The organism is Campylobacter pinnipediorum subsp. caledonicus (genome assembly GCF_002022005.1).
GTDB classification, from domain to species: Bacteria; Campylobacterota; Campylobacteria; order Campylobacterales; family Campylobacteraceae; genus Campylobacter_A; species Campylobacter_A caledonicus.
The window spans coordinates 1,481,779-1,494,040 of the sequence record NZ_CP017258.1; the positions used below are offsets into that span (position 1 = coordinate 1,481,779).

Annotated in this window: 13 protein-coding genes; 7 read left to right on the forward strand and 6 right to left on the reverse strand. The window is 30.3% G+C overall.

All coding sequences use genetic code 11. From position 1 onward, the window contains the following. Positions 1–99 precede the first annotated feature (99 nt). The 7 genes from CPIN18021_RS07500 to CPIN18021_RS07530 all read left to right on the forward strand — a co-directional run bounded on the left by CPIN18021_RS07500 (position 100) and on the right by CPIN18021_RS07530 (position 5,478). Complete coding sequence (locus CPIN18021_RS07500; RefSeq protein WP_078424747.1) at positions 100–918, forward strand: HDOD domain-containing protein; 819 nt, start codon at positions 100–102, stop codon at positions 916–918. Then, the gene (locus tag CPIN18021_RS07505; protein ID WP_078424748.1) at positions 915–2,825 is read left to right on the forward strand and encodes an RNB domain-containing ribonuclease; all 1,911 of its coding nucleotides are present in this window, start codon (positions 915–917) and stop codon (positions 2,823–2,825) included. The genes CPIN18021_RS07500 and CPIN18021_RS07505 overlap by 4 nt, the downstream gene beginning before the upstream one ends. A 4-nt stretch (positions 2,826–2,829) precedes the next feature. Next, positions 2,830–3,828, forward strand: coding sequence for a DNA polymerase III subunit delta (gene holA, locus CPIN18021_RS07510; protein ID WP_078423799.1), 999 nt, complete (start codon positions 2,830–2,832; stop codon positions 3,826–3,828). A 110-nt stretch (positions 3,829–3,938) separates the two neighbouring features. Beyond that, the gene (gene rpsF, locus CPIN18021_RS07515) at positions 3,939–4,358 is read left to right on the forward strand and encodes a 30S ribosomal protein S6 (RefSeq protein ID WP_078423800.1); all 420 of its coding nucleotides are present in this window, start codon (positions 3,939–3,941) and stop codon (positions 4,356–4,358) included. Positions 4,359–4,368: 10 nt separating this feature from the next. Continuing rightward, the gene (locus tag CPIN18021_RS07520; protein ID WP_078424749.1) at positions 4,369–4,938 is read left to right on the forward strand and encodes a single-stranded DNA-binding protein; all 570 of its coding nucleotides are present in this window, start codon (positions 4,369–4,371) and stop codon (positions 4,936–4,938) included. 12 nt (positions 4,939–4,950) lie between these two features. Then, positions 4,951–5,211: a 30S ribosomal protein S18 gene (gene rpsR / locus CPIN18021_RS07525; RefSeq protein WP_069632966.1), complete on the forward strand. Its 261-nt coding sequence runs from the start codon at positions 4,951–4,953 to the stop codon at positions 5,209–5,211. Between the two features lie 51 nt (positions 5,212–5,262). Next, the gene (locus tag CPIN18021_RS07530; RefSeq protein ID WP_069638266.1) at positions 5,263–5,478 is read left to right on the forward strand and encodes an ATP-binding protein; all 216 of its coding nucleotides are present in this window, start codon (positions 5,263–5,265) and stop codon (positions 5,476–5,478) included. Between the two features lie 297 nt (positions 5,479–5,775). On the opposite strand, the gene CPIN18021_RS07535 is transcribed toward CPIN18021_RS07530, so the two are convergent. From CPIN18021_RS07535 to CPIN18021_RS07560, 6 genes are all read right to left on the reverse strand, one after another. Next, positions 5,776–6,636, reverse strand: a complete 861-nt coding sequence (locus CPIN18021_RS07535; RefSeq protein ID WP_078424750.1) for an autotransporter domain-containing protein — start codon at positions 6,634–6,636, stop codon at positions 5,776–5,778. 629 nt (positions 6,637–7,265) lie between these two features. Beyond that, complete coding sequence (locus CPIN18021_RS07540) at positions 7,266–8,054, reverse strand: undecaprenyl-diphosphate phosphatase (protein ID WP_078424751.1); 789 nt, start codon at positions 8,052–8,054, stop codon at positions 7,266–7,268. Continuing rightward, positions 8,054–9,964, reverse strand: a complete 1,911-nt coding sequence (gene tkt, locus CPIN18021_RS07545) for a transketolase (RefSeq protein WP_078423804.1) — start codon at positions 9,962–9,964, stop codon at positions 8,054–8,056. The genes CPIN18021_RS07540 and tkt overlap by 1 nt, the downstream gene beginning before the upstream one ends. 2 nt (positions 9,965–9,966) lie before the next feature. Then, entirely contained in the window at positions 9,967–10,812 is an 846-nt protein-coding gene (locus tag CPIN18021_RS07550) for a polyprenyl synthetase family protein (protein ID WP_078423805.1), read from the reverse strand. Beyond that, entirely contained in the window at positions 10,809–11,903 is a 1,095-nt protein-coding gene (locus CPIN18021_RS07555; protein ID WP_078424752.1) for a DUF7488 domain-containing protein, read from the reverse strand. Before CPIN18021_RS07555 ends, CPIN18021_RS07550 begins: the two co-directional genes overlap by 4 nt. A 9-nt stretch (positions 11,904–11,912) precedes the next feature. Next, positions 11,913–12,224 carry a YbaB/EbfC family nucleoid-associated protein gene (locus CPIN18021_RS07560; RefSeq protein WP_078423806.1) on the reverse strand — a complete coding sequence of 104 codons (312 nt, stop codon included), beginning with the start codon at positions 12,222–12,224 and terminating at the stop codon, positions 11,913–11,915. Positions 12,225–12,262: the final 38 nt, after the last annotated feature.

Here is a 12,262-nt window from a genome sequence, read left to right on the forward strand (position 1 = left end):
TTTTAAGTTTCTTAAAAAGCCAATTTTGATAAAATCACAATAATAGAAAACATTAAGCTAATCAATGTTTAAAAAATCGAAAAAAGAGTAAAAATAAAAATGAATGATTCTATCTTTTTAAAAATAAAAAGCCTACCACCACTAGATGACAGCGTAGTGCAAATACAGCAGATATGTTCTAATGAAAATAGTTCAATGAACGATTTAACAAAGGTTATAGAAAAAGACCCTATGCTTACCGCGAACATACTTCACTCAGCGAACTCACCACTTTATGGTTTTAGTAAAGAGATAACAACAATTTCTCGTGCCATATCTTTGTTTGGAATGGCTACAATTCGTGGTTTTGCACTTTCTAGCTCAATAAAAAAGAGTTTTTCTATCAATTTAGATCCATATATGATAACAACTCATGATTTTTTAAATATATCTGTAATGCAAAATGCATTAATGTATAATTGGTACTCAAAAATAAAACCAAAAGATCTAGAAATACTCTCTCCGGCATCATTTATGATGGAAATAGGAAAGATAGTTTTATCAAAAGAAATTATAGAAAATTCTCTTGATGCGGATTTTAAAGAAAAACTAAAAGAAGCTAAGCATCCTACGGATTTAATAATTTTAGAAAATAGCTTTTTAAAAATAACAAACGAAGAGGTAACGGCTAAAATTTTTGAACAATGGAATCTGGAAAATGAATTAGTTGGAGCAATACTTCACTCAAACGATCCAGATAGTGCTCCAAAATATCTAAGGGATTATGCAAGAGCGCTAAAAGTAGTTAAAACAGCTATAAATATCTTTAATCAAATAGATGATATAAGCATACAAAACACTCTTCCTTTACTTGATGAATATGAGCTTAATCACGATACATTTTTAATGGCTGTAGCAAAAGTAAAAGATAATCTTTGAAACAATTTCTTACATCTCTCGCAAACGGAATTTGCCAAAAAGAGGTTTCAAATCAAGACTTAGAAACATTAAGAGTTTTAACAAATCTAAAAGCCGTTTGCGAGCATAATAATAAATTTTATATAAATAACGGTTTTGTCTGTGGAAGACTTGATATAAGTTCAGGTGGAACCGGATTTATAACACCGTTTGATAATAACTTCAAAGAAGACATTCTAGTAGAAAACAAGAACTTAAATGGCTCAAATCTTGGGGATATAGTTCTTGCAAAAATAATAAAAGGTAAAAGAAAAAGGCAAAGTGCAAAAGTAGTAATAAGCCTAAAACTAGCAAACGAAACAAGTCTTGTATATACTAAGTTTTTTAAATCAGCCGTGCTTGGTGTAAATATCAAAACCGGATTGAATATAACCTTAAAAGCATCACAAAAAAGTCTTAGGGCATTACCTCCTGGAACTATACTAAAAATAAACAATCATAACGGCGAGATAACCGAAGTTATAGGTAATATAAACAACCCTATGAGTGATGAAAAAATATCACTATCAATATACAATAAAAGTGATAATTTTACACAAGAATGCGAAAATGAAGCAAATGCATGGGGTGATGAAGTAGATCCAAATATGTATCCAGATAGGATAAATTTAGAAAATTTTGATTTTTGTACTATAGACCCGGTTGATGCAAAAGATTTTGATGATGCTATATATTTTGATGAAAAAAATATGCAAATTTATGTTGCTATAGCTGATGTAAGCGAATATGTAAACACCTATAATAATATAGACACGGAAGCTAAAAAACGTGGATTTTCTATATATTTTCCGCATAAATCAGTCCCAATGCTACCAAGGAATTTAAGCGAAAACATCTGTTCTCTTAAACCAAATGTATATAGACTTGCTTTTTGTTTTAAAATTTCTTTAGATAAAAATTGTGAAGTAATCAAAGAAGAATTATTTAATGCCATCATAAAATCAAAAAAGAGATTTAATTATGATGAGATTGATGAGATATTACAAGATAAAAAAGATAGTCCTATAAGCTGGATAAAGCCTTTACATAAAATCACTTCAAAACTAAGAAAAAAAAGGCTTGAAAATGCTTTTGATTTTAGAACTACAGAGCTAAGAATAGGACTAAATGAAGATGGAGATATAAGCTCAACTCATTTTGAAACAGATAGTGTCTCACATCAGTTAGTAGAAGACTGTATGCTTTTGGCAAATAAGGCGGCTGCAAAAAAAATCAAAAATGGAATTTTTAGAAATCACGGTAAGCCTGATCTGAGAAAAATATATAATCTCTTAGATGAATTAGCTCTTTTAGGACTTGAGTTTGCTTACGAAAATGACTTGGTAAAATTAATCAAAAAAATTCAAGCCAAAAGTCACTCTTTGCCAAACTATGAAGAGATAGATAAGCTAATAATAAGAGCGCAAAAAAAGGCTGAATATTCAAGCCAAAATTTAGGGCATTTTGGTCTTGGTTTTGATAGGTATACGCATTTTACAAGCCCTATTAGAAGGTATTCTGACCTTATCCTACACAGACTTTTAAAAGCAACCATAAAAAACGATGAAAAACTATATAGATATTTGCTTTTAAATATAGAAGATACTTGTCAAAATTTAAGCGAACTTGAAAGAGAAGCCGACAAAGTAGCTTATGATTTTATAGATAGAAAATTTGCAAGATGGGCGAATGAAAATATCGGAAATACATTTAAATGCTATGTCTGCGAAAATAAAAATATACTAATAGCAAGACTTGATGACAAACTCAAGGGGGCTAGAATTTTTATACCTAGCTACACAGCACCTTTGCTTAGTTATGTCAATGTTAAAATAACAGAAGTTGATATACCTAGTGCTAAGATTTTTGGCAAGGTACTCAAGGCATAATATAGTGTATAAAAAAGAACTAGATACTCTTTTAGAGACAAAAAAAATAAACAATTTTTTCTTGTTATTTGGGGCGGAAGAATATCAAATACAAGATTACACCGAAGAAATACTATCAATTTTTATAAATGAAGATACAAATTTGCTTACACTTTATTTTGATGAGTATGAGTTTAAGAAAGCTGTAAATCATCTAAGTGAGCCATCTTTATTTGCAAGCCAAAATATACTACATATAAAAACTGACAAAAAAATTCCAACAAAAGATTTAAAAGCACTAATATCTTTGTGTAAAGATAACAAAGATAATAAATTTATACTAGAATTATATGAAAGTGATACAAAAATAACAAGCGAAATATCAAAAGCATTTGGAACAAATTTTGTAAGATTTTTCAAGCCAAATACACCTGATGAAGCTATAAACATCCTAGCAAAAACATCAAGAAAAATGGGACTAAACATAACTAAAAACGCACTTTATGATATATATTTTATACACAATGAAAATTTATATTTAGCAGCTAGTGAATTAAATAAACTTTCTAGTTTAAATTTGCATATAGATCAAGAAATAGTAAAAAAATTAGTTTTTAGTCTTTCGAGCATAGGTTTTGATGAATTTTTTAATAAACTATTTAATCTACAAGATATAAAAAATGATTTTTTTCAAATCGAACAAAGTCCTAGTTTTAATGAAATAGCTCTATTAAACTCGTTTTATAAACTATTTTTTAGACTTTTTAAACTTCATTCATATATAAAAATAAATGGAAAATTTGACATAAAAGAGGCTATTGGATACAAACCGCCTATAAATATAGAAAATACACTAAAGCAACAGAGTTTAATGCTAAATTTAAAAAATTATGAAGAAATTTTTAAAGTATTAAATTTAGCCGAATTAGAACTAAAAACAAACTCATCAATAGACAAAAGTGCATTTTTAATATCTATGATTTTAAATCTACAAAATATCATATCAAAAGCAAAATTTAAGTAGTTTTGAGATAAAATCTTAAGTTTCTTGTATTAAAAAGCAAGGAATCCTTGCCTATTTTTATAATAAAATAAAAATCAAAAAGTAGGCTTAATACCCATAAGGAGAAATTTATGAGACATTACGAGCTTTTATTTATTCTAAAGCCAACATTGACTGAAGAAGAAGCTAAAGCAAGAGTTGACTTCGTTAAAGAAGTTATTACAAAAAATGGTGGTGAGATAGCAACCGTTGTTGAAATGGGCACTCGCAAACTAGCATACAAAATACAAAAATATGAGCGTGGAACATATTTTGTTATATACTACAAAGCGCCTCCAGCACTATTAACTGAGCTTACAAGAAACATCAGAATAACTGAAGATATTATAAGATTTTTAAGCGTAAAATATGAAAACAAGAGCGAAATAGCTGCTTGGGACAGACTATGCAAAGGAATCAAACAAACAATAAAAACACAAACACGTGAGCCAAGAGCATATCGTGAGCCAAGAGCAGAAAAACCAACAGAAGAAGCTGCTTCAGAAAAATAGGAAATAAAAAATGTTCAATAAAGTAGTTTTAGTAGGAAACTTAACTAGAGATATAGAGTTAAGATATACAACGACTGGTGTTGCTATCGGGAATTCAGGTATAGCTGTAACAAGAAAATTTACAACAAATGGCGAAAAACGCGAAGAGACTTGCTTTATTGATATATCATTTTTTGGAAAACAAGCAGAAATTGCCAACCAATATCTAAGCAAAGGGTCTAAACTTTTAGTTGAAGGTCGTTTAAAACTTGACCAATGGACTGACAGCAACGGACAAAATAGAAGTAAGCACAGTGTAAGTGTTGAAAATATGGAAATGCTTGGCGGTGGTAACCAAATGCAAAATCAAGGTGGTGGTTTTAATCAAAATCAAGGCTGGAACAATCAGCAAAGTTATGATAACCAAAGCTATAATAACAATAATAACTATGGCAAGCAAAATAACTTTAATAACCAAGAACAAACACCAGCTTTCAATAAACAAAACAATGATTTTGTCAAAACTCAACAAAATAATAAATTTGATGATACTCAAGATATAAACGACGAGTATGATTCAGATGATAGTATACCGTTTTAAAAAGGAAAGACAATGGCAGAGAAAAGAAAATATTCACGCAAATATTGCAAATACACAGAAGCTAAAATAGATTTTATAGACTACAAAGACACATCTCTTTTAAAGTACTGCTTATCAGAGAGATTTAAAATTATGCCTAGAAGATTAACAGGCACATCTAAAAAATATCAAGAGATGGTTGAAAAAGCTATAAAAAGAGCTAGACACGCAGCTATTATACCTTACATAATAGACCGTGATAGCGTAGTTTCAAATCCTTTTGAAGGACTATAATAAATAATAGTGTATAGCTTTTTGCTATACACAAAAAATAAAGGAGTTAGTATGTTTAAAGTTTTATTTTCTGTTCCAGTTTTTTTAATAGCCATAGTAGCCGGTGTTGGTCTTTGGTTTTTAATAGACTATTTGGAACAATTTAGACTATATTCAACTCTTGCTGACATTGGAACTATCTTTGCAATGGCAGCTGTTTTTGGACTAACATTTTATGTTGCTATAGCTATTTTTGCGATACCAATAAGAAGCGTATTTTACAAATAATATAATAATATAACTATTAAAGACTATTGTTTTATTTTAAATTTTAACCTATATAAAACTTACCAATAAGCAACAAACAATATCTTATATTATATTTTGATAAATCAAAATAACAAAGTATTTTTTAATAAAATACAACTCAAAGCAAATTAAATTTTTATCTTGTATATTTGTTGCTATTATTTAGATAATTATTAAAAACTAAATATATTCTATACTATTTGGAGCTATTATTTATATGGTTTTAATTTAAATTATTTAAGAGCTACTCTCATAACCCTTAAATGTAAGCTTTAATTAAAAGCTATATTTTAAACCAATATTTCCATTGTAGTATTTTTCTTTAGATCTTGTTTTAGCTCCAAAGTTTATATTTAGTTTTAATACTTCACTTAGTTTAAAGTCAGCACCTGTGCTTACTACAGTATATGTTTTCTTTTTCTTATCAGTATTAAATACAATTTTAGAATCAGTTTTTGCTTTAGCAAAGCTAAGGTAACTACTAGCTATTACATTATCAAATGCTTTATCATATCCCAATGTTACTCCAAATACTTTAGAGTCTGTATCAGAACTATCACCTTTTATCTTAGCTTTAGAACCTATTATATTTCCCCATACATTGTTATCGTTATTAAATCTATCTGTATAAGCTTTAACTAAATTTGATAAACCATTACCAGCATCAGCAAATTTATTATCTTTTAGATTGTTTATAGCATAAGCTAATGCTAGATCATTATTGTATAGATTTGTAAGTTTAGCAAGTCTTGTTTGTGTTGAAAGATTTGATGAAAACTTAGCAACATCTGTTGCAGATGATGTTGTTAAAGAATTTGTAGTATCTTTAACAGATGTTGTTAGTTCTTTTACAAAGTTAATTGTTTTTTGCTTACCTTCTTTTGTTTTAGTGTCTAGTATTAAACTACTTACTAATTCATTACTAGCTATATCACCCAATGCTTTAAACACAGTTTTGGTATCATTATCTAGTTTATTTGCTGGGTTGTTTGCTATGGCTATAGTTACTGCTTTTTTAGCCTCTTTATTTGCATTATTGTTAGTTTGCTTATTGCTATATTTTCTTGTTTTTGGTTTTGGCTGGTGATGTCGAATCTTTTTTGGATTTTCTATATTTTCATTTGGTTTTTTGGACATTTGAATCTATCTTTATTTGAAATTTTTTTATAGCCATTTTTTATTAAATCTGTTACTAACTTACGATATCTATCAAGCAGGTATCGCTCTTCTAATGTAAATTATCAATACTATTACTTATCTTACTTGCTAAGTTTGTTAGTTTTCGCTGCTAATTCCAGTATCGCTTGTTATAACTCCGTTGCCCTTAAGCTTTTTTATAGCAATATTATTATTATTTACATCTAATCTAATTAAGTGTTTATTTCCATCTTTGGTGATTAATATGTCTTGATCTTATCTTATTAACTCTTTATAATTCCAGCCTTCTTTTAAATATCTTAAAATTTCTTTCATAAAGTCACTTAGTGCTTTATGTTCTCCATTATTTTAAAGATTAACTAATAACATTTTCACGCCATTGTTAAAATTCTTAACAGTATTGTCTTTATTGCTGGTAATATATTTAGTAAATTAACAAATTCTTCTAATGAATATATGTCGTTAATATTTTTAAGATTGAAGAACAATTTTTATCTGCTATTTTCAGCTCGTATTTGCTTTAACGCTTGATGTTTTTTTATTAGTTATCTTGTGCGATAGAGATCATTGATTTAAATTTAATGCCTTTATAAATTTACACCATTCTTTTAAAGAAACCAAAATAATAAAAAACAACCAAGTAATATACGATAAATAACGAATGGTAGCATACTCATTTTTGATATTATAGATATAAATAATTTAACACAAATATATGCGCTAATTCCGCTAACAAACATACCTATAAGCAAATCAGAGACAACAACATCACTACTATTTATTTTCAAAAGCTTTACGCCGCCGGCTAAAATTATTATTGGTATGGATAATAAAAAAGAAAAATTTGCACTAGCAACCCTAGAAAATCCAAGCAACAATGCCATACTAATAGTAACTCCTGACCTAGAAACACCCGGTATTAAAGCAAATGCTTGAGCAAGGCCTATAACAAGGGCTATCTTGATACTTATATCACTCTCTTGCCTGTTTCCATTTTTTTTGTCTGCAAAAAATAAAATAATGCCAAAAATAATTGTAGTCAAAGCTATAACGAGCCCATTTCTAGCATAATCCTCTATAACATCCTCGACAAGAAGTCCAATTATGCCAGCCGGAATGGTTCCAAACCCAACCGCCCAAACTAGTCTACTTTGCCCGACATTCTTTTTTAATTTTATAGAACAAAAAAAATCTTTCAATGCAGAAAAAACCATATCTCTAAAATAAAAGACTATAGCAAACAAAGTTCCTATATGAACAGCTACATCAAAAACAAGCCCTTGGTCTTTCCAACCAAGAAGCTCGGGAACCAAAATCAAATGAGCAGAGCTAGAGATAGGTAAAAACTCACTAAAGCCCTGAACAAGGGCTAAAACGATAGTTTGAACAAAATCCACTAAAGTTTCTCTTTTATAAAGCTATAAAGTGCATTTGGCTCAAACCCAAAATGCTTAAATAACTCATCAGCTTTTCCACTTTCACCAAATGTTTTCATGCCATATACATCATCAGCAAATTTATACCACTCTAATGCGCTAGAAGCTTCTACTGCGATTTTATATGTATCTTTTTGTATTATTTTATCTATGTATTGTTTATCTTGATTGCAAAGCAAATCATAACAAGGGGCAGAAACAACATTCGCTCCTATACCATCGTTATCTAGTAGCTCAGCAGTTTTTAATACCAAAGATACTTCACTTCCACTAGCTATCAAAGTTACCTTTGCATTATTGCTCTGTTTCAAAAGATAAGCACCGTTTGAAACATCACCAAAAACAGAACCTTCCAATGGCTCTAATCCTTGTCTTGAACAAACAAAAGCACAAGGAGCATTTAATCCAAGAGCAACCTGCCAAGATTTTACATTTTCATTACCATCTGCTGGACGGAATGTATAAAAATTAGGCATAGCTCTAAATTGGCTCAATTGCTCAATAGGCTGATGGGTTGGTCCATCTTCGCCAACACCTATGCTATCGTGTGTAAATATAAAATAATGTTTTAATTTCATCAGAGCTGCCATTCTGGCACCAGATTTCATATAATCACTAAATATAAAAAATGTAGCTGAAAATGGCATAAACAATCCATATCTTGCAAAAGCATTGTTTATAGCAGCCATTGAGTGCTCTCTTATACCAAAATGTATATTTCTACCATTTGGAAAATCACCCATATTTTTAAGCTCTGTTTTGTTTGATGGAGCAAGGTCTGCACTACCACCAATAAATCCAGGCAAAGCATTGGCTATAGCATTTATTATAAGACCATTTGTATCCCTAGTAGCCATTTTTTTGCCACCAAAATCAGGATAGCTTATCTTTGAAAAATCAGGATTTAAAAGAGAGTTTAACAATTTTTTGCCATCATTATCTAGTTTATCAACTTGTTCTTGCCACAAAGTTTGTGCCAAATCACCCTTTTCAAGAGCAACTCTAAATCTCAACAATACATCTTCATCTATATGAAATTTTTTATCTGGATCAAACCCAGCATTTTGTTTTGCAATTTTAATAATATCCTCTCCAAGCGGAGCACCGTGAGAGTGATGGCTGCCTTCAAGCTCTCCAGCACCTTTTGCGATACAAGTATTTGCTATTATCAAATAAGGTTTTGTCTTATTTTTAGCCTCTTTTAAAGCAAACTCAATCTCATCATAATCATGTCCGTTTATCTTTGCTACTTCAAAACCTTGTGCCTCAAAACGTGACTTAACATCTTCATTCCAAGCTAAATTTGTATCGCCTTCTATAGTTATATTATTTGAATCATATATTATTACAAGATTATCAAGATTTAATTTTCCAGCCATAGCACAAGCCTCATAGCTTATACCCTCTTGCAAATCACCATCACCACAAAGACAATACACCTTATGATCTATAATTTTATTTTTAGGAGCATTAAGGATATTTGCAGCATATTTTGCAGCCATAGCAAAACCAACAGCATTAGCCACACCTTGTCCTAAAGGACCTGTTGCTATCTCAACACCATTTGTTTCAATTTCTGGATGACCTGGAGTTTTTGAACCAAGTTGTCTAAAATTTTGCAATTCTTCAAAACTTAAATCATAACCACTTAAATACAAAAAGCTATATACTAAAGAACTAGCATGTCCTCCACTAAATACTAATCTATCACGGTTTAGCCACTTTGGATCTTTTGGATTGTGTTTTAAATTTTGCATAAGCACTACCATGATATCAGCAAGCCCCATAGGTGCACCAGGATGGCCACTATTTGCCTTTTGCACCATATCGGCACACAAAAATCTTATAGTATCAGCTTGTTTTTTAAGCATTATCAACCTTTCAAATATTTATTTATTAATTTTTCAATAACCGGTCTTAATTCAGATGGAACAATTTCAAGTTCTTTTATGATTGCTCTTATTAGTTCTTCTTTGCTATTTTTTGCACCATCTAACCCCATTAAATTTATAAAAGAATTTTTTATATCATCATTATGAACTGGCTTTCCAGCCTCGGCCTCATTACTTGTAGCATCTATAATATCATCTTGTATCTGAAAAGCAAGACCCAAATCAAGACCTATTTTATACAAACTAGAGCAAGTGTTTTCATCGCAACTAGCTATAACGGCACCCATTTGCAAACTTGCAGCTATAAGCTTTGCAGTCTTATGTATATGCAAAAACTCAACCTGTTTTAGATCTAGCTTTTTGCCCTCAAAATAACAATCCAAAGCTTGACCTAAAACCATTCCATTTACACCACCATTAAAGCTTAGAATTTCAATACATTTAAGCAAAATATCTGATGGCAAATCAGACCTTGAAATTTCAAAAAAAGCATGTGTATTAAGTGCATCACCGACCAAGATAGCCGTCACTTCATCATATTTTACATGCAAAGTCTCAACACCTCTTCTAAGCGGGGCATTGTCCATGGCTGGTAAATCATCATGTATCAAAGAATAAGTGTGCAAAAGCTCTACACCAAGAGCAACGCGCATAGCTTTATCGGTTAGTTCTGGCTTGATAGCATTAACAACACCTAAAAGCAATGAAGCTCTAAAATGTTTACCACCAGCCTTTAAAACATGACTTAAGGCTTCAGAATAATAAGGATGAAAAGACTCGGAAGTTGGCAAATTTTCATTTAAAAAATCTACAAATTTATCACTCATCTAACAACCCTTGCGAAAAAATCAAAGTCATCTCTTCTAAAAAGCAATAAAAAGCTAGTTTGTTTTCCTATTTTTTCAAGCAATTGCTTTCTGTTTTTAACATCATCGCTATTTAGTTGAAGTATTTTATCGCTTGGTTTTATTCCAAACTCTTCTGCTTTAGAACCATCAATAACCTTTTTAACAACCAAATTATTATCAACAAAAATGCCCCATTGCATTAGTATCTCATCTAATAAATTTGATTGAGCATTTTGATTGTTTTTTTCAATCTGTGTGGTTTTATCTTTTATTCTTTCTTGTATTGAATTGTCTTTTAAACCAATATCACCGGAAACAGGTATGTAAAATTTTATTTCCTCATTATCTCTTTTAATCTTAAATTCAAGCAAAGAGCCTTTTGGTGCAAAAAGCACAGTTTCATTTAAAAGCCTTAAAGACTTTGGCTTATCTGAGTTTACACTAAGAATTTCATCGCCTTTCATCAAAGCCTTTCCACGACCAATTGGGTCTACACTTTTTACAAAAAACTTATCGCCTTTTTGCTCAAAAACAACACCAATATCACCATAATAAATATCATCATACATAGCAAAATGTTTTAAATATCTATTTGGTATAAATTTATTACCGCCTACGCTTATACCAGCCATTTTACAACAACCTGTATTTAATTCAGAAACAGAATTTACATCAAAGTTAAGAGTATCAAAGTCTCCAAGACCTGAGCCAAACTCTTTAACATGCCCCATAACAGTTGAATTGTTATCGCTTAAATTTCCTATCCAAGTTGATTTATTAAACTTTACATCATCATTTTCATCAGCCATCACAGCAGGCTCTAGTTTTTTATCGCTTTTTACAAGATAAAGCCCTAAATAAGAATCAAACTTAACATAATCATTCAAAGGGGTTTGAGAATTTTTTGCAACCGCAATAAGATTTTCTGTTATAGCAACACCATAATTACCGTTAACTGATATTATTGAGTTTTTATTTTTCTCATAACAAGCATTAAAATCATCCTGTGTAGGACGAGGAGCAGAAAATGCAAAAACAACACAACAAAAAAGTAAAAATATTTTTTTCAATTTCATTCCTTAGAATTTAAATCCACCCAAAGAACCAAGCATATTTGATGCCATAGCTTTTTTATCATCTTCAACCATTTTTACAACATCATTTATTGCACTTATAAGAAGTATTTGCATACTCTCTTTATCTTCTAATAAACTATCATCTATGCTAATATCAAGTATCTCGCCAAGACCATTTGCCTTAACACTTATAAGACCGCCACCACTTTTTACGCTAAATTGCTTTTCTTCACGCTCTTTTTCAAGCTCTTGTGCCTTAGCTTGAGCTTGTGATAACATATCTCCCATTTTAGAAAAATCAAAATTTTCAAACATAAAAACAACCTTAATAATATTTATAAAATTATAACAAA